This window comes from Azospirillum sp., assembly GCF_050789165.1.
Genome location: NZ_JBOZRT010000074.1, coordinates 96,447 through 115,906 on the forward strand (window position 1 = coordinate 96,447; position 19,460 = coordinate 115,906).

The 19,460-nt window shown below is 72.1% G+C and carries 9 protein-coding genes; 3 read left to right on the forward strand and 6 right to left on the reverse strand.

Annotated elements, in window-relative coordinates; all coding sequences use genetic code 11:
* Positions 1 to 4: 4 nt before the first annotated feature.
* Positions 5 to 2,680, reverse strand: coding sequence for a right-handed parallel beta-helix repeat-containing protein (locus ACRWK7_RS16730; protein WP_431857405.1), 2,676 nt, complete (start codon positions 2,678 to 2,680; stop codon positions 5 to 7).
* A gap of 133 nt (positions 2,681 to 2,813) precedes the next feature.
* The gene (locus ACRWK7_RS16735; RefSeq protein WP_431857406.1) at positions 2,814 to 4,361 is read right to left on the reverse strand and encodes a matrixin family metalloprotease; all 1,548 of its coding nucleotides are present in this window, start codon (positions 4,359 to 4,361) and stop codon (positions 2,814 to 2,816) included.
* A gap of 398 nt (positions 4,362 to 4,759) precedes the next feature.
* Between ACRWK7_RS16735 and ACRWK7_RS16740 the strand changes: the two genes are divergently transcribed.
* Complete coding sequence (locus ACRWK7_RS16740) at positions 4,760 to 6,286, forward strand: flippase (RefSeq protein ID WP_431857407.1); 1,527 nt, start codon at positions 4,760 to 4,762, stop codon at positions 6,284 to 6,286.
* On the opposite strand, the gene ACRWK7_RS16745 is transcribed toward ACRWK7_RS16740, so the two are convergent.
* A complete protein-coding gene (locus tag ACRWK7_RS16745; protein WP_431857408.1) occupies positions 6,171 to 7,388 on the reverse strand; it encodes a glycosyltransferase family 61 protein in 1,218 nt (405 codons plus the stop codon). The two genes, ACRWK7_RS16740 and ACRWK7_RS16745, sit on opposite strands and share 116 nt — an antisense overlap.
* Positions 7,389 to 8,046: 658 nt before the next feature.
* Between ACRWK7_RS16745 and ACRWK7_RS16750 the strand changes: the two genes are divergently transcribed.
* Complete coding sequence (locus tag ACRWK7_RS16750; RefSeq protein ID WP_431857409.1) at positions 8,047 to 12,243, forward strand: DUF4347 domain-containing protein; 4,197 nt, start codon at positions 8,047 to 8,049, stop codon at positions 12,241 to 12,243.
* 66 nt (positions 12,244 to 12,309) lie between these two features.
* Here ACRWK7_RS16750 and ACRWK7_RS16755 read toward each other — a convergent pair whose 3' ends face one another.
* From ACRWK7_RS16755 to ACRWK7_RS16765, 3 genes are all read right to left on the reverse strand, one after another.
* On the reverse strand, positions 12,310 to 13,167 hold the full coding sequence (locus tag ACRWK7_RS16755; RefSeq protein ID WP_431857410.1) for a hypothetical protein: 858 nt from the start codon (positions 13,165 to 13,167) through the stop codon (positions 12,310 to 12,312).
* 90 nt (positions 13,168 to 13,257) lie between these two features.
* A complete protein-coding gene (locus ACRWK7_RS16760) occupies positions 13,258 to 15,519 on the reverse strand; it encodes a S8 family serine peptidase (RefSeq protein WP_431857411.1) in 2,262 nt (753 codons plus the stop codon).
* Between the two features lie 147 nt (positions 15,520 to 15,666).
* Positions 15,667 to 16,920: a glycosyltransferase family 4 protein gene (locus ACRWK7_RS16765; RefSeq protein ID WP_431857412.1), complete on the reverse strand. Its 1,254-nt coding sequence runs from the start codon at positions 16,918 to 16,920 to the stop codon at positions 15,667 to 15,669.
* Between the two features lie 387 nt (positions 16,921 to 17,307).
* Between ACRWK7_RS16765 and ACRWK7_RS16770 the strand changes: the two genes are divergently transcribed.
* Positions 17,308 to 19,455 (forward strand): type I secretion system permease/ATPase, encoded by a 2,148-nt coding sequence (locus ACRWK7_RS16770; protein ID WP_431857413.1) that lies wholly within the window; start codon positions 17,308 to 17,310, stop codon positions 19,453 to 19,455.
* The last annotated feature ends 5 nt before the right edge of the window (positions 19,456 to 19,460 follow it).

Below are 19,460 nucleotides of genomic sequence, written 5' to 3' on the forward strand. Positions count from 1 at the left end.
GCGGTCAGGCCGGGCCGGCGAGCGCGGCGAAGCCGGCGGTGCGGCCCTCGGCGCGGCCGTACTCCAGGAAATGCCGGGTCGCCGCCCCCTGGTCGCCGCCGAAGGCGGAGGCCAGATCCGGGTAGGCGGCGAGATAGCGCCCCGCGTCGAACGCCGTCGCCGTGCGCCCTTCGCTCCGCCCATAGCGCAGGTAATGCAGCTCCGCCGCCGTCGCGTCGGTGCCGAACACCGCCGCGAGGTCGCGGTTCGAGGCGAGATAGCGCAGCGCGTCGAAGCTGTGCGTCGCGCGGCCCTCGCGCTGGCCGAAGGTGACGTAATGGCGCGCGGCGGCGGCGGCGTCGGTGCCGAACGCCACCGCCAGGTCGCCGTTCGAGGCGAGATAGCCGTAGGCGTCGAAGCCGATGCCGCGCCCCTCCGCGCGGCCGTAGCGGATGTAGTGCAGCGTCGCCGCGCCTGCGTCGGCGCCGAACGCCGCCATCAGGTCGGGGTAGGTGGCGAGGTAGGCGTAGCCGTCGAAGCGGATGGCCCGCCCCTCCGCCCGGCCGTTGCCGATGTAGTGGCGCGCGGCGGCGGCGGTGTCGGTGCCGAACGCGGCCGCCAGATCGGCGTAGGAGGCGAGATAGCCGAGGCCGTCGAAGGAGGTGCCGCGGCCCTCCCGGTAGCCGTAGGCGATGAAGTGCTGCCGGGCGGCCTGCGTGTCGGTGCCGAAGGCGGCGGCGAGGTCCGGGTTGACGGCCAGATAGGAGAGCGCGTCGAAGCTGGCGAGCGCCGCGTTCAGTCCCGCCGGGTCGCCCGGTGTGGCCGGGCCGGGCGCCACGGGCGCCGGCGGAACCTGCGGCGTGGGGATGGACGGCCCCGCCCACTGCACGCCCATGTTCGCCCACGCCAGGTCGTGCAGCCCCATGGCCAGGGCCAGGCCGCCGGCGCGCAGCGCGTAGTTGCCGCCGCCGGCGTCGAGGAAGCCGGGGTCGGCAACGCGGTCGCCGCCGCCGTAGGCGCGCCCGCCGCTCAGCACGTTGCCGTCGAGCTGGAAGCTGCCGGGCGTCAGCAGCGTCCAGTAGTCGTTGCCGGCGCTGGTCTGGACGGCGTTGCGCGTCACGACGTTGTTGGACAGCCGGCCGGCGTCGCCGGCGTTCGGCTGCCATTCCAGGCGGATGAAGCGCTCGCCGGGGTTGGCGGTGACGGCGATGTTGTTGTCGATGGTGTTGTTGTCGCCGCCGTGCACGAAGACGCTGGCCCAGCCGGTGTCGCGGATGAAGTTGTCGCGCACGGTGACGCCGTTGGCTTGGTCGTCGAGGTAGATGCCGAAGCTCTTGTGGCGGTTGTACCAGCCCCCGTTGCCGTCGGTGCCCAGCCCGCCCACCCCGTCGATCCAGTTGCCCTGGATCAGCATGCGGGTGTCGACGTTGGAGCGGCCGAGCACTTCGATCGCGGCGCCGTCGCCGGTCTCCTGCAGCGTGCTGGAGATGCGGTTGTAGAGCACCTGATTGCCGGTGTTGACGGTGTTGCCGTCCCAGTTCTTGAACGAGATGCCGTAGCGCGGGCTGCCGGCGATGTCGTTGTGGGCGATGACGTTGTCGGCCGCGCCGGACGCCATCACGCCGCCGACGTATTTGGAAACCCGGCCGATGTCGCGGATGATGTTGGACTCGACGCGGTTGGCGTTGCTGCCGGGGGTCAGCTCGACGCCGCTGGCGCCGAGCTGCTCCATCCGGTTGCCGAGCAGGCTGTTGCCTGAGGAGCCGGCCAGCCGCACAGCGGTGCCGACGTTGACGAAGCGGTTGCCGGTGATCGCGTTGCCGCCGCCGCCGGTCAGGGTGAGTGCCGCGCCGGTGTAGACGCCGTCGGCGAAGGTCAGCCCGGACAGCGTGACGCCGCTGGCGCCGTTGAGCGCCACCAGCGTGCCGAGCCGCGCCACCACGGCGCCCTGCGCCAGCAGCGCGCCGGGATCCGACGGCTTGACCACGAGGCGGCCGTCCGACGCCCGCCACGCGAACTCGCCCGCGTCGCGGATCAGGTTGGGAGCGTTGAGCAGGCGGTAGGTGCCGCCGGTCTTCGGCGCGTACCAGACCGCCTGCTGGAAGCTGATGGTCCGGCTGGCGGCGTCGATGGCGCGCACGTCGACGATGCTGTCGGCCAGACGGTCGGTGCTGAAGGTCTGGATCTTCAGGCCCGCCTGCAGGACGGCCGGGTCGACGTCGCCGTCGCGCCAGCGGATCGCCGTCGTGCTCGGGCCGGACGCCGCCTGGTCGAGGACCAGCCAGCCCGAGCGCGGGTCGCCGGGGGTCACGTCGCCGCTCTGCGCCACCGTCTGGCGCACACCGCCGATCGACAGGTCGAGCCCGGTGGCGCGCGACACCGCCGCCGAGTAGCGGCCGCCGCCCTCGTCCACGAAGCCGCCGACGCGCTCGCCGCCGCTGATCACCGGCGTTTCGCCGGGAAAGGCGTAGAAGGCCACCCCGCTGTCGGCCCCGCCCAGTTCGAGCGTGGACGCGAGCTGGAAAGTGCCGCCGCGCAGATAGGTGACCTTGACGTCGGAGCCGCGCATGGCGTCGCGTGCCCGCGCCAGCGTGGCGAAGGGGCCGTCGGTGCCGTCGGCGTTCGGCGCCGCCAGCCGGCCGGACCAGGAATCGTTTCCGTTGGGGGAGACGAAGAAGGCTGCGCTGCTCGCCTGGGTCATCGATGGAATGCCTGTGCTTCGAAACGACCGGCGGACGGGTCGCGACGCACAGGATATCCGGCGATTTTTCGGCGAATTGTTTACATCGCCGTGACAAAATTGGGATCACGGCGCCCGGAGGCGGACCGCCCGCCTATCCGGTCGGCAGGAACCCGGCCATGGTCACCAGCGGGTCGCTGCGCATCCCGCCGCCGGGCAGGATCGGATCGCCGCCCGCGAGCGGAGCGGCGGCGGCCACGGCGGTCAGCCGGCCTTCGCGGTAGCCGTGCTCGATGTAGTGGACCTCCGCCGCCTGCAGGTTGGCGCCGAACGCCGCCTGTAGGTCGGGGTTGGCGGCGAGGTAGGCGTTCGGGTCGAAGCCGGCGGGCGTGCGCCCCTCGCGCACGCCGTCGGAGAGGTAATGGACCTCCGCGGCCTGGACGTTCGGACCGATCGCGGCGATCAGGTCCGGGTAGCCGGCGACGTAGCGGTACGGGTCGAAGCTGGTGAGCGCGCGCGCCTCGAACACGCCGTGCTCCAGGTAGTGCGCCGTGGCCGCGTGGCCGTCCGCGCCGAAGGCGAGGGCCAGGTCGGGGTTGCTGCACAGGTAGCGCAGCGTGTCGAAGGGATCGAGGACGGCGGCCTGCAGCTCCGTCATCATGCCGTCGGTGAACTGGGCGCGCTGCACGTTGGTCAGCACGGTGCCGCCCTCCGCCGCGGCGGCCACGACGGCGCCGGTCTCGGTGCGCAGCAGCGCGACCTCGCCGCGGGGCCGGTCGAACACCGCGACGTTGACACCGCCGCCGCCGTCCAGCGCGTCGCCCAGGCGGTTGGGGACCAGCGTGTCGTCGCCGCTGCCGCCGGTGGCGCGCTGCACCCGGGTGCCGTGCGCCAGCCCGAGGACCGGCGTCCCGTCGACCGTGCTGAGCGCGCCCGCGCGCAGGTCGAGGCTGACCGGGGCGGAGAGGGCGCCGGCGTCGAGCGCGTTGATCCCGTTGGGGTCCCAGACGGTGCGGTAACGGCCGGGCTCCAGCGCGTAGGCGTCGTTGCCGGGGGCGGTGGCCATGTTGGCGCCGTACAGGTACTGGATGGCCGCGACGTCGTCGATGGACGGTCCGGCCGGCATGACGGTCGGCGGCAGCGGGCCGCGGTTGTAGGACATGACGCTGAAGGCGCGGTTGTCCTCGGCGGCCGGCAGGAACGGCCCCTCCGAAGCGTTGAGCCGGGCGTCGTAGTTGCCGGGGTGCTTGAGGCCGAGAGCGTGACCGGTCTCGTGCAGCAGCGTCAGGAAGGCGTAGCTGCCGGGCGTGGGCGCGGCGTTGGCCGGAACGTCGTTGGCGAGGAACACGCCGCCGCCGGGCGCCGGCCCGGGGTAGTAGGTGTAGGCGGCCGAGGAGCCGCCCTGCCGGTTGGTGACGTAGCGGATCTCCGCGGACGATGCGTCCGCCGTTTCGACGAAGCCCAGGTTCGCCACCGACGCCCACGCCGTCAGCGCCTGCCGGACGGCGGTCTTCTGCGTCTCGGTCATCGGCGCGAAGCCGGCGGCATCGCTGCCGGTCAGCCCGGCGGCGCTGCTTGGGAAGCCGAAGCGGACGGTGGCCGGCTGGCCGGCCCGGTCGCTCCCGACCACCGTCCCGCCCGGTCCCCAGTGGGCGGCGTTCGCGGTCAGCAGGGCGGACACGTAGTAGGGAAGATCGGCCATCGCGCGCGTGCTCTCTCCGAAAGGGAACTCCGGCCGGCGGCGCGGGCGCGCCGGCGATGGCAGTAGAACGCCTCCGGGGTGCGTCGGTTGCACGGCGGGCGCCGACGGATGGCCGCTTTCGGCTCATGTCCCAACTTTCGCCCAGGGCCGCCGTTCCGCCCGGCGGCCCCGAAATGCACGCGTCGGGCGATACGGGAGCCGCCAAATGCTGCACCGCAAATAGAACTCGCCATTTGCTAAATGCCATATAACTGCTAGAACCAAGCTACGCTTCTGCATGTAACCCTACTCGTCGTGAGGTCGGCTCCCGTGCGTCAACCGAACGCGCTCATTGGCCCTTGGGCCTGGAGTGCTGCCCTTGCGGCGCCATCGGAACCCTCGCACGTGAGCGGCTGCTGATGTTGCTCCGCAACACGATTTGGAATTTGCTTGGCGAGGGGCTGCCGATGGCCGCCGCCTTGCTGTCGATTCCCTGGATGATCGCGACGATCGGCCTGGAGCACTTCGGCTTCCTGACGCTGATCTGGGCGTTGCTCGGCTACCTGTCGTTGCTCGACCTCGGGCTCGTGCGGTCGCTTGTGCAGATCCTGGCCGAGCGGCGCAGCCGTCTGGACGGGGCCGGCGACATCGGCATCGCCGGGCCGGCGCTTGGCGTCATGGCCGTGCTGGGGCTGGTCACCGGAGGGGTCGTCGTCGCGGCGGCCGGCCCCTTGACCGACTACGTCCTCCACACGCCCGGCGCCGCCGCCGGGGAGATCCGCACGAGCCTGATGATCGTCGGCCTCATCGTGCCCGTGGCGCTGGTCTCAGCCGCCCTGCGCGGCATGCTGGAGGCGTATCAGCAGTTCCGCCCGGTCAATCTGGTGCGCATGGTGGTCGGGGTGATGAACTACCTGAGCCCGCTGTGCGTGCTGCCCTTCTCCGGCAGCCTGGTGTGGATCATCGCGGCGATCGCCTTCGGCCGCGTGCTGGGGCTGCTGGCGTTCGGCTGGCTGTGCCTCCGGGTCATGCCCGATCTCCTGTCCCCGTCCCGGTACCCGCGTGTGCCGCTGCGCCCCCTGTTCAGGATGGGGGGGTGGATGATGCTCAACAATCTCACCGGGCCGGTGATGGTGTACGGCGACCGCTTCATCCTGGCGAGCCTCGTGCCGGCCGCGACGGTGGTGTTCTACACCACGACGCTGGAGGTCCTGTCGCGCCTGCTGTTCATCCCCGGCGCGCTGTCGGCCGTGCTGTTCCCCATCGTCGCGGGGCTCTTCGCCAGGAACCCGCAGGCGCTCGGGCGCATCCTGACGGCGGGCGGCTATGCCATCTTCGGCGTCTTCCTGGTGGTGCAGGCCGCCGTCGTGGTGAGCGGCGGCGCGGCGCTCGAGCTGTGGCTCGGTCCCACGTTCGCCGCGCAGGGCGGACCGATCCTGGCGGTCCTGGCGCTGGGCGTCCTCTTCAACGCCGTGGCCTTCGTGCCGCACGCCCTGATCCAGGGGATCGGGCGCGTGGACGTGACCGCCAAGCTCCAGCTGATCGAGCTGCCGGTCTACCTGGGCGTGCTCTGGGCGCTCGTCGCCCTGTACGGCCCGATGGGCGCCGCCATCGCCTGGAGCCTGCGGACCGGGGCCGACCTGCTGCTTCTGCTGCTGATGCTGCCGACGCTGGCGCCGAACACCCGCTCGGCCGCGGTGACCATCGGCTGGACGGTCGGGCTATCGGGCGCCGCGGTCGCCCTCGGCCTCGCCATCGGCGGCGAGACCGGCGCCGCGGTGCGGTTTTTCGCCGTTGCCGGCAGCATCGTCACCGTCGGCTCGCGGCTGCTCAAGCTGCGCCACGAGGACGGGATGCGGTGGCTGTGGCAACGCTGCTCGCCGGTGGCGGCCCGCTATTTCCTGCCGTCGGCCGTTCCCGGAGCGGGCGACCACGCCGGCCGATGACGGCGCCCCGCGGCGCCTCCACCGCCGCCTCGACGGCGGCGAGCGCGCGGTCCAGCGCGTCGCACCCGACCAGAAAGTCGCCGTCGCGGTCGCCGCGCCGCAGCGTGCGGCCCGACACCACACGCCGGTAGGGCAGGGCCATCCGCGCCGCCAGCCGCTCGAAGTGGTTCAGGCTGGGGGCATCCGGGGCCATCTCGACGAGCGCGCAGCCGCCCGGCTGGGCCCAGACGAGGTTGGTGAGCCCCGCCCCGTGGGCGCCAAGAACGATCCGTGCCTGACGGAAAAGCCGGATCTGCTCCAGAAAGCCCATTCCCGACAGCGACACCGCCTCGAACCCGCGCGCCGCCGCCCACCGCGCCACCTCGTCCTCGTTCAGCAGGCGCCGGCGCCCGGCGTCGCGGCGCAGCACCAGGATGCGGCGCGACGGCCCAGCCGTCTCCCCGGCGAGCGGCAGGAAGGCGTGGCGCAGCGCGGCGATGGCCACCGGGTGGATGTGGCCATAGCTCGACAGGTTCGACACCACGCACACGCTGCGCAACCGGACCGGCCGCGCCAGCGGCCGCAGGTCGCCGGCCGGCACCGCGAGCAGATCGAACGCTTCCGCCATGTACCGGACGCACGCGGCGCCGACCAGCAGCGGGCGCCGCCATAGCTCCGCGCACGACCGGAAGGCCAGCAGGCGGGGCAGGGTGTCGATGACCCAATGATAGTAGTTGGCCGGTGACGGGCCGCCGAGCCACAGGTACTCCTCCTCGATCTCGGCCAGCGGTTCCGGCAGCGCGACGCGAAACACCCGCTCCTCCACCGGCGCGGCGGGGTTGACGGCCCACGCCGGCTTGCCCGGCCACACGGACACGCCGCCCAGGACGAGACGGCCGTCCTGCGTGAGGAAGCGCCAGTCGCCGGGAAGCGGCAGGGCCACCACGTTCCGCAGCCGGAAAAGGGCCGGGTCGAGGGCTGCGGCGCCGTACCCCGGCGGCAGTCGGACCGGCGCGGCCAGCTGCGCGAGGCGGGTGCCGCACTGCTCGATGGTCGCATAGGTCGCCGTCACGCCGGCAGCGCCGCCGTGAAAGGTCTTCGAGGGTCTGTCGCCGTGCGTCATGCCGCCGTTCCAATCCAACGGAAGTGCGCTTCCCAGGATGGGTAGGGCGACCGCCGGGGGCAATCGGCGCAAACGGCTTGCCCTCCCTGGCGCGCCCCCGAACCGTCTACCGGGTCCGGGGCATCGGTGCCCCGCTCAGCCGGGCTTTCCCGGCGGGGTGGGTACGACGGCCGGGCGGCGCGGGCGGACGCAGGGTGTCACCGCAACTCCTTATGGGCGGGCGACGCCCCCTGTTCGGCCTAGAGCGCCCGGCCGGCCTCGGCCGAACTCGACGGCGGCCCGCGCCGAACGGGCATGCGGTGGAGGTGCGCCGGCCAACACCTCCGCAGCGTACGGAGCGATTCCGGATCGCCGTTCCCTCCAGGCGGCGGAGGCCGCTCATCATCTCAGCTTAACCAGCCGATACCGACGATTAATCAAGAAGCATAAAGAACACCGTCGAATCATCCGAATTTACTGGCAGCATTACTCTTGGGCAGCGCGGCCGATAGCCCGAAATTTCGGATTGTGGCCGGCGGATCATTTGCCAAATTAGCCACACCAACTTCGCTTCATTGGTGAAATCAGCCGTCGTTCCGGCCGTCTTTTCTGGCCGGTACCGACCCGTTCTTGCCCGAGCCCTTTGATGGCCGGCGACATCGCAAAAGGAGACAGAGAAGTGCGCGAAATACTGATCGTCGATGTCGGTCTCGAGGACGTCGAGGTCCTGGCCGCGCAGCAGCGTCCGGGCATTCGCACCATCATGGTTTCCGCCACCGAGGACGCGCACGCCGTCCTCGCCGCCGCGCTCGCCGAACGGCCGGCCGCCCTGCACATCCTCGCGCACGGCGAGCCGGGCCGCGTGCTGCTGGGCGCGAACCCGCTCGACGCCGCCTCGCTGGCCGATCGCTCCTGGCCGGACGCCGCGGGAACCGAGATCCTCATCCACGCCTGCCGCGTCGGCGCCGGCGAGGCCGGATGCCGCTTCCTCGACCGTCTGGCCGCGGCGACCGGCGCGCGGGTCGCGGCCGCCTCGCACCCGGTGGGCGACGCCGCCCTCGGCGGGCGCTGGACGCTCGACGTCGCGACCGCCGCCGTGCACGCCTCGTCTCCGTTTGCCGGCGCACCGGCGTGGCCGCACCTGCTGGCCTACACCGGCACCCCGACGAACGGCAACGACTCCATCGTCGGCGACGACACCGGCAACACCATCGACGGCCAGGGCGGCAACGACACCATCATCGGCGGCACCGGCCACGACTTCCTGATGGGCGGCGCCGGCAACGACTCGCTGGTGGCCGGCGGCAACGACGGCCTGATCGTCGACGGCCAGGCCGGCGACGTGCTGGAAGGCGGTGCGGGCGCCGACACCCTGGTCGGCGGCGCCGGCTTCAACAACGCCACCTACGAGCACTCCACCGCGGGCATCACGCTCGACCTCGGCACGCCGGGCAACAGCACCGGCGACGCGGCCGGCGACGTCTTCGTCAACATCCAGCGCTGGATCGGCACCGGCTACGACGACACCATGACCGCCGGCAGCGACGCGGTGTGGTTCTGGGGCCATGCGGGCAACGACGTCGAGCACGGCAGCGCCGGCAACGACACGCTGGAGGCCGGCGACGGCGACGACACCCAGTACGGCGGCGCCGGCGACGACCTGATCTACGGGCGCGCCGACAACGACCTGATGTACGGCGACGGCGGCAACGATTCGATGGCGGGCGGCGGCGGCCTCGACGTGATGTACGGCGGCGACGGCAACGACCTGATGAAGGGCGACTGGGGCCAGGACACCATCTACGGCGGCGACGGCGACGACACCATCATCGCCGGCATGGACGTGGCCGGGACCTATTCGGAAACCCAGTCCGACATCATCGACGGCGGGGCCGGCAATGACCGCTACGTCATCGTCAACCAGGCCGACGCCGGCACGGTGAGCTTCAACGGCGGCGTCGGCACCGACACGCTGGAGATCTCCTCGGCCAACCTGACCGACTGGGAGTACAACACCGCCCAGGCCTCGGCGGCGGTCAACATCACCGGCATGACGCTGACCAGCGTCGAGACGCTGGCGTTCACCGGCGCCAACGCCCACGACGTTACCATGACCGCGGCGCAGGCCGCCGGCTTCACCAGCGTCACCGGGCTGAAGGCCGGCGACGTGCTGCGCATCGCCGGTCTGGCCATCGGCGCCGGCGACGTCACCGCCGAGGTGGCGAACGGCAACACCCTGCTGCACGTCGGCAGCGGTGCCGGCGCGCTGACCCTGACGCTGGCCGGCACCTACGACACCACGCAGTTCGTGGTCGCCAACAACGCCATCGGCTACGGCGGCGCGCCGCCGGCCGGCGGCAATAATGGCGGGAACACCGGCGGGAACACGGGTGGTGAGCCCGGTGGGAACACGGGCGGTGATCCGACCGGCACCGGCAACCAGACGATCACCGGCACGACGGCCAGCGAGGCGCTGGCCGGCGGCACCGGCAACGACACCATCATTGGGGCCGGCGGCAGCGACTACATGACCGGCGGCACCGGCAACGACACCTTCGTCTTCGGGCCGGGCAACGGCTACTCGACCATCGCCGACTTCCAGATCGGCGGCGACGTCATCGACCTGCGGGCCTTCACGGCGCTGACCGGCATGGCCGACCTGATCACCCAGGAGGACGAGACCGGCACGTTCGTCTACCCGGTCAATGACTACTCCAGCGGCATCATCCTGCCGGGCATCAAGCTGGCCGACCTGACCGCCGCCAACTTCCGCTTCGCCGGCCAGGCGGGGGAGCCCCCGCCGGCCCCCGGCGTGATCGCCATCGACGGCGCCACCGTGACGCACGCCGAGGGTGCGGCCGGCGCCACCACCGCCTACGCCTTCACCGTCACCCGCTCGGGCAACACGGCGGGCGCATCCACGGTGCAGTGGGCGGCCGCCGGTTCCGGCGCCAACCCGGCCGACGCCGCCGACTTCGGCGGCACGCTGCCGGGCGGCACCGTCACCTTCGCCGACGGCGAGACCACCAAGACCATCACGGTGTCGGTCGCCGGCGACAACGCGGTCGAGAGCGACGAGGGCTTCACCGTCACCCTGTCGAACGCCACCGGCGCCACCCTCGGCACGACGGCGAGCGCGCAGGGCGTCATCACCAACGACGACGCCGAGGCGCCGCCGGTGCCCGGCGAGATCGCCATGACCGCCGGCACGGTGACGCACGCCGAGGGCACGGCCGGCGCCACCACCGCGTATGCCTTCACCGTCACCCGCTCGGGAAACACGGCGGGCGAATCCACGGCGCAGTGGGCGGTCGCCGGTTCCGGCGCCAACCCGGCCGACGCGGCCGACTTCGGCGGCACGCTGCCGGGCGGCACCGTCACCTTCGCCGACGGCGAGACCACCAAGACCATCACGGTGTCGGTCGCCGGCGACAATGCGGTCGAGAGCGACGAGAGCTTCACCGTCACCCTCTCGAACGCCACCGGCGCCACCCTCGGCGCGACGGCGAGCGCCACCGGCGTCATCACCAACGACGACGCGGCCCCGCCGCCGCCGCCGCCGGCCACGCAGGATCCCACCCCGCCGGCTCCGCCTTCGCCGCCCTCGCCGCCGTCTCCCCCGTCGCCGCCGCCGGTGGTGAACCACGCGCCCACGGTGGAGGCCGACAAGACGGTCACGGTGCAGGCCGGCGCGTCCATGCCGCTCGGCATCGGGGTGCCCACCGACGCGGACGGCGACCCGCTGAGCGTGCGCGTCCTCGGCCTGCCCTCGGGCGGCACGGTTCTGCGCGCCGACGGCAGCGCGGTGGACGGGACGACGGCGCTGTCCGTCGGCGATCTGGCCGGGCTGAGCTTCGTCGCCGCGGCGGGCGGGTCCGGCAACGCGGGCGGCTTCATCTACGCCGTCTCCGACGGCCGCGGCGGCACGTCGCAGCAGAGCGTCAGCTTCGAGGTGACCCCGGCGACCACGCCGGTGGTGGATCCGCCGTCGCCGCCGATCACCCCGGCCATCGAGACGCAGACGCCCTTCGACCCGCTGGCCTACATCGCCTCGTACGCCGACCTGTCGGCGAGCCTCGGGGCGAACGCTGAAGCCGGCCTGCGGCACTACCAGCAGTACGGGCAGGCCGAGGGGCGGCAGGTGAGCTTCGACCCGCTGGCCTACGCCGCGTCCTACCCGGACCTGGCCTCGGCCTTCGGCACCAACCGCGACGCGCTGTCGCGCCACTTCATCGAGCACGGCCGCGCCGAGGGGCGCAGCGTCTCCTTCGATCCGCTGGCCTACGCGGCGTCCTACCGGGACCTGACGGCGGCCTTCGGCACCGACGGCGACGCGGCGGCCCGCCACTACATCGAGATGGGCCGGGCCGAGGGTCGGCAGGTGACCTTCGACCCGTACAGCTACCTCGCCTCGTACGGGGACCTGCTGCAGACGTACGGCGCCGACGCCGACGCGGCGACCCGGCACTACCTCACCTACGGCTCGACCGAAGGCCGCAGCCCGGACAATTTCGACGCGCTGCGCTACATCGCCAGCAACCCGGACCTGATCCTGGCCTTCGGCACCGACGAGCATGCGGCGGCCCGCCACTACGTCGAGTACGGGTACAGGGAGGGGCGGTCGCTCGACGGCTTCAACCCGAGCGCCCAGCAGGCGGCGTTCCCGGGCATGAGCGCCGAGCAGATCGAGCTGCAGTTCATCGAGGACCGCCGCGTCCAGATGGCCTACGGCGACCTCGCACCGGTGTCGGTGGCCATGATGGGGGCGGAACTGTCCGGCGGCGGCCAGGGCATGGCCGGCATGGCGGTGCAGGACTCCTGGTCGCAGGCCTCGGTGGACCTGGCGGCCGCGAGCGAACACAAGACGGGAGGCTGATCCCGCACCAGCGAAGCGAACGGTAAGACTGGACACGGCCGGCACGAGAGTGCCGGCCGTTTTTTCCTAGCGCTTGGCCGGCAGCGGGCCGCCGGTGTCGGCGCGCACGAGATCGAGCACCACGCGGTGCCGGCGCTCGCCCTTCGGCGACAGCAGGAACAGCGACTTCACCTGGACCGGCGTCCCGGCGTCCAGGATCAGGCGGCTGGCGCCCGCGCCGGTGCTTTCGACTCGATAGGCCAGCATCCGCTCGATCAGCTGCCCCTGCCGCGCGGCGCGCCACGCGGCGTTCGGCAGGTCGACGCCGACGGACCGCGCCGCCGCCGACGACGGCCGGTCCAGGCGCACCGGCACGTCCACGTCGAGCACGACGCGGGTGAAGCCCTGGTGGGTTCCCAGCCGGATCGCGGAGACCTGCGCCGCAGGCGGCGGGGCCGCCGCTGCGGCGACGGGAACCGGCGGCTTGACCGTGGGCACGGGGGCGTGCAGCGGCACCGGCGGAGGTGGAGGTGCGGCCGCGACGGCCGCCGGAACCGGGTCGGGGACCGGAGCCGGGGCTGGGGCGGGCGCCGGCGGGGATACGGCCGCCACCGGCGGCGGCTCCGGCGGGGGAGGCGCCGGCGCGGCGGCCTCGAAGCCGCCGGCCCGCCCCTCGGCCTGGCCGAAGGCCACGTAGTGCGCGTAGCCGCTGCTCACCGCGCCGGCGCGGACGGCCGCCGCCACATCGGGGTTGCGCGCCAGATAGCGCTCCTCCCGCCAATCGGGCGGGCGGACGGGCGGGCGTTCCTCCGGCGGGCCCTTCACCCAGCCGGAGACCGTCGCGGCGACGGGAATCCGCACCCCCAGGCGGTCGAGGCCCCAGGACACCCACCAGGGCAGCAGGGCCAGGAGCCCGAGAAGAAGAACACCCCGGATCATCGGCATGACGCGATCCAGCTGGTCATGCCCCTCAGATCCAGCAGCGCGCGAAAATACTCAACCGCAAACTTTGCCGCACTCGGCCCGCCGCGCCCGTTACCCGCCCGCGGCCAGCAGGCCGAAGGGCGCCGCACGCAACGGCTCCGTCGCCAACCCGGCGGAGGTGAGCGGCCTGCCCTCGGCGCGGCCGTAGCGGACGTAGTGCTCGGCCGCCGCGGCGAGGTCGGCGCCGCAGGCCGCCGCCACGTCGCGGTTGGCGGCAAGGTAGGCGCCGGCGTCGAAGCGGGTGGCGCGCCCTTCGCGGCGGCCGAAGGCGAGGTAGTGCTCCGCCGCCCGCTCGCGGTCCGGGCCGACCGCCACGGCGACGTCCGCGTTGCAGGCCAGATAGCTCATGGCGTCGAAGCCGGTCGTCGTGCGCCCCTCGCGACGTCCGTAGGTCAGGTAATGGGTGAGCCCGGCGACGCGGTCGGCGCCGAAGGCGGCGGTGAGGTCGGGGTTGGACGCGAGGTAGCCGAACGCCGCGAAGTCGCTCCGCCGCCCCTCCAGACGGCCGTAGGCGACGTAGTGGCCGGCCGCCCCCCGCGCACCGGTGCCGAGCGCGTCGGCAACGTCCAGGTTGCGGGCGAGGTAGCCGAGGGCGTCGAACCCGGACACCGCGCGGCCCTCGAAGCGTCCATAGCTGAGATAGTGCGCCCGCGCCGCGCCCTCGTCGGCGCCGACGGCGGCGACGACGTCCGGGTTGGAGGCGAGATAGACCAGCCCGTCGAAGCCGGCCGGCAGGTCCGGCCCGGGCTGCGCCGGCCCCGGAGCCGGGGAAGGGGGCGGCGGGGTTGGCGTGGGAGTCGGGGCGGTGGTGGGCGGGGCTGGCGTCGGCGCCGGGGGCGGTGCCGGAGCCACCAGCGTCGGCGTGGGCATTGGAGTTGGCGCGGGCGCGGCGGTCGTCATCGTCCACGACGTCCAGTCGCTCCACAGGACGCCGTTGAAGGCGCGCACCGACAGGCGGTGGGTGCCGGCGTCGGTGCCGGCGGTGTAGACGACGCCCGACAGCGCCGCGCCCGACACGGCCACCGGCTGTCCGGCCGCAACCCGGCCGCCGCCCACGGTGAGAGCGCCGCTCGCGGCGTCCGGGCCGCCGTCGATGAACTCGTATGAGTCCAGCGCACCGCCGGCCGGGTCGCTGGCGGAGACCATGGCCGCCGCCGCCAGCGCGGCGCCGGGCGTCAGCGCCCGTCCGGCGGCGGCCACCACCGGGGCACGCAGGCTGATCCGGGTGTCGGCGAAGCGGGCGTACTCGACGCCGAGCAGGCGGTCGCCGCCGTCGCGCCCGCCGACGCGGTCGGTGATCAAGACCAGATCGCCCCAGCGGCCGATGGCGTAGTCGGCGCGGTTGCCGGTGAACACCGCGGTGTCGGCGCCGTCGCCCCCGTCCAGGAAGTCGTCGCCGGCGCCGCCCGCCAGGGTGTCGTCGCCGCCCAGGCCGGCCAGCGTATCGCTGCCCGCCGTTCCGCCCAGCGTCTCCGCCGCCGCGCTGCCGGCAGGCGCCGTCGTGTAGGTGGCGACCATCCGGCCGATCAGCGCGTCGGCGTCGAGCTGCCGGTAGGCCGGGTCGGCCAGGGGCGTCCCGGTCCGCTGCGCGAGGTCGGTGAACTCGCCCAGCGTCAGCCGGCGGCCGAGCTGGTGCACCGCGGCGTCCTGCGCCCGGGCGACGGCGGCGGCGACCTGCGGCGCGGCGAAGGAGGTGCCGTTGACCGTGTAGGACGCCCCATAGCGATTGGTCACCGCGATGTCGGTGCCGTCGGCGGCGATGTCGGTCAGGCCGGGGGCGCGCTGCGACCACGTGGCCAGCGTGCCGCTTCCGGTCGAGGCGGACACGCACAGCACGTTCGGATCGGCGGCCATCTCGGACACGCCCGGATAGCCATCCCCCTTGCCGGCGTTGCCGGCGGCGACCGTGCACAGCACGCCCATCCCGGCCAGCCGGGCGAACTCGTCGCTGAGCGGCGTGACCACCGGCGCCGTGACGTTGCCGCCGCCGAGCGACAGGTTGACCGCCGTCACGTTGTAGGCCTGGGCGTTTGCGACCACCCATTGCAGCGCCCGCTCGATGGGGGCGTAGCCGGTGCCGCCGCCGCTGTCCGGGAACACCTTCAGCACGATCACATCGACCGCCGGAACGTCCTTCAGCACGGTCGCCGTGACCAGCGAGCCGTGCGTGTTCACCTGCGCGCTGCGGGCGTCGGCGTCGCCGTTGCTGAAGTCGTACTGGTAGAGCAGCGTCCCGGTGTTCCAGTCGGGAGACCAGCCGCTATCGACCACCACGACGGTGGAGCGGTCCGCGTTGTACTGGGGATACATCATTGCCGGTGGCCCGGTTGGTGGAACGGGCCCTCCGCGCGCGCAAGCGCGGGCGGACGGCCGGACCGCCATCCTGCCGCGTCGGCCGACGCGGGGTTGTGATCAGTTGAATATCGCTAAAATGCCACCGGTTGCGCCGCCGCCCCGCGCTCAGGGCACCGGCACGCCGACGGTCGGGTGCAGCGGCGGCGTCCGACCGGCGTACAGGTCCTCGATCAGGCGGACCTGCGCCGGCAGGCAGACCGAGCGCAGGTCGTAGCGCTCCAGAACGGTGCGCCGCGCCGCCGCGCGCACCGCTTCGAAGCGGTGCGGCGCATCGAGCGCCTCGTCCACACGGTCCGCCACGCCCTTGGGATCGAAGAAGTCCACGAGGAGCCCGTTGCGCCCCTCCTCGATCACCTCGGTGACCGGCGGGGTGTTCGAACCGATGATCAGCGCGCCGCAGGCCATCGCCTCCAGCATGGACCACGACAGGACGAACGGATAGGTCAGGTAGATGTGGGCGCGCGACACCTGCACGACGCGCAGGAACATGGTGTAGGGCACGCGGCCGAGGAAATGGACGCGCGCGGGGTCGAGCCGCACCTCCTCCAGCATCTTCGTGCGCCAGTTGGGCGCGCCGGTCGGGCGGGCGCCATAGCTGACGTCGTCGTCGCCGATGACCAGGATCTGGGCGTTGGGGCGGCGCCGGCAGATCTCCTCGGCGGCGCGCATGAAGGTCGGGAAGCCGCGGTAGGGCTCCAGGTTGCGGGCGATGTAGGTCACCACCTCGTCCGCGCGCGACAGAACGCGGCCGTCCGGCAGCGTCACCGTGGCGCTCTCGTCGGGGCGGCACACCTCGGTATCGACGCCGTCGTGAACCACCGAGATTTTGGAATGCAGGCCGTCCGGATGCTGGCTGCGCTGCCATTCGGTCGGGCTGATCCCCCAGTCCGCCGCGTCGAGGCTGGTCAGCAAGGTGGCGTTCTTGCAGCGGATGCGGCAGGCGGCGTCGATGGTCAGTTCGTGCGCCGGGTCGAAGCCGACGTCCGAGCCGCGGCTGCGGTAAAAGAATTCGCAGAACGCCAGCAGCTTGGCGGATGGAAAGACGTCCTTGAGGAACAGGGCTTCGCCCCAGCCGGGATGGGCGCAGATGACGTCGGGCACGAAGCCCCGCCGCTGCAGGTCGATCCCGACGCGCGCCACCGCCTGTCCGTGCAGCACCTGATCCTCGAAGCCGCGCAGGTAATGGTGCGTCTCCTTCGCCGGCTTGCGGCTCGGCGCGTAGACGACGGAAAGCACGTTGGTGAGCTCGCGCTTCGCCTTGCCGATGAAGACGACTTCGTTCCCCGGGATGGAGGCCATGTACGGCGCCAGATGCTTGTACTGCCCGGGCGTGTTCTGGTGAACGAAAAGCAGCTTCATGTCGCGGGTCCGTACAGGTCCTTGGATAATCGGAATCACGGCCGGATACCGGGCGACACTGTGCGCGATCCTACGGGTGATTGACAGCGAAATTGCAGGCCGGCGGCCGCACGCCGCGCCCGGTGTCCGGTTCACGGTGAACCTTTTCCACCCCGCCGCGCCGTCTCCCGCCCGATGCGTCTCGTATTACCCCCTATAGACCAAAAGACCTTTCGGAGATGTTCCGCGGAATATTCGCCGTTCCACAGACCGCGCTTCACCCCACTTCAATCGGGCGGCTGAGGAGTTAACCCATCTTACGGGGTAGATTTGCGGGTGACGCAGACATTACTTGCGGTGGGGCGCACGGGACGGCGTCGTGCGCGGACAGACAGCCAGGAAGTGTCAATGGAACAGACAACGGGCCAATCGGATCGTGACGCGGGCATTGCCGCCGTGGCCGCCGCGCTGCGCATCCTGGGCGTGCCGGCCGACTACGAGGCGATGCGCCACGACTGCGGCGGCGAACGGGCCGAACTGCGCGACATGATCCGTCAGGCGCGCCGGGTCGGCGCCAAGGCGCGCGTCGTGAAGACCAGTTGGGAGCGCCTGGAGCGCACCCCGCTGCCCGCCGTGGTGCCGGGGCCGAACGGATCGTTTCTGGTGCTCGCCAAGGCCGGCCGCGACCGGGTGCTGGTGCACGACGCGGTGTCCGGGCAAACGAAGATCCTCGACCGCGCCGCCTTCGAGCCGCTGTGGGACGGCCGGCTGCTGTGCCTGGGGCGCAAGGGGACGCTCGGCATGGGCGTGCCGCGCTTCGACATCGGCTGGTTCGGCGCGGCCGTGTGGAAGTACCGCGGCATCCTCGGCGAGGTGCTGGCCGCCTCGCTGTTCCTGCAGCTCTTCGCGCTGGTCTCGCCGCTGTTCTTCCAGGTGATCATCGACAAGGTGCTGGTGCACCACAGCGCCAGCACGCTCGACGTGCTCATCCTCGGCATGTTCGCGGTGATGGTGTTCGAGGGCGTGCTGGGCGGCCTGCGCACCTACACCTTCGCCCACACCGCCAACCGCATCGACGTGGAGCTGGGCGTGCAGCTGTTCCGCCGCCTCTTGTCGTTGCCGCTGGGGTATTTCGGCGCGCGCCGGGTCGGCGACAGCGTGGCGCGCGTGCGCGAACTGGAGACGATCCGCAACTTCCTCACCAGCTCGACCATGACGCTGGTGCTGGACCTGCTGTTCACCGTGGTCTTCCTGGGCGTCATGCTGCTGTACAGCCCGGTGCTGACGGCGGTGGTGGCGGCGTCGTTCCCGCTCTACGTCGCCATCAGCCTGGTCGCCACGCCGATCCTGCGCCGCCGGCTCGACGAAAAATTCGCCCGCGGCGCGGAGAACCAGAGCTTCCTGGTCGAGGCGGTGTCGAGCGTGGAGACCATCAAGGCGATGGCGGTCGAGCCGCGCATGCAGCGCAAGTGGGAGGACCAGCTGGCCGCCTACGTGCGCTCCGGCTTCCGCGCCGGGGTGCTGACCAACGTCGCCAGCCAGTCGGTGCAGTTCGTCTCCAAGTTCTCGACCATGGTCGTGCTGTGGCTGGGGGCGAAGCTGGTCATCGACGGCACGCTGACCGTGGGCGAACTGGTCGCCTTCAACATGTTCGCCGGCCGCGTGGCGCAACCGGTGCTGCGCATCGCCCAGCTCTGGCAGGACTTCCAGCAGGTGCGCCTGTCGGTGCAGCGCATCGGCGACATCCTGAACACCGCGCCGGAGCCCTTGCAGATCGCCGGGCGCGGGGCCATGCCGGCGATCAAGGGCGACGTCGTCTTCGACCACGTCACCTTCCGCTACCGCCACGACGGGCCGGAGACGCTGAGCGACGTGACGCTGCACATCCCGGCGGGCCAAGTGGTCGGCATCGTCGGCTCCTCCGGCTCGGGCAAGAGCACGCTGTCGAAGCTGCTGCAACGCTTCTACGTGCCGGAGCGGGGCCGCATCCTGGTGGACGGGGTCGATCTGTCCACGGCGGACGCGGTGTGGCTGCGCCGGCAGGTCGGCGTGGTGCTGCAGGAGAACGTGCTGTTCTCCGGCACCATCCGCGAGAACATCGCGCTGTCCGACCCGGCCATGGACATGGACCGCGTCGTCGCCGCGGCGAAGCTGGCCGGCGCGCACGATTTCATCGCCGAGCTGCCGGAGGGCTACGACACCGTGGTCGGCGAGCGCGGCGCCACGCTGTCCGGCGGGCAGCGCCAGCGTATCGCCATCGCCCGCGCGCTGGTGAACAACCCGCGGATCCTGATCTTCGACGAAGCGACCTCGGCGCTGGACTACGAGTCCGAGCGGGTCATCCAGCAGAACATGCAGCGCATCTGCGCCGGGCGCACGGTTCTGATCATCGCCCACCGGCTGTCGGCGGTGCGCATCGCGCATCGGATCATCACGGTCGAGCGCGGCCGCGTCGTCGAGGACGGCGCGCACGAGGACCTGATCCGCTGCGGCGGCCGCTACGCCACGCTGTTCAACAGCCAGAGCGGCGGCCAGCTCGGCCGCGCGGCGGGCTGAGGAGG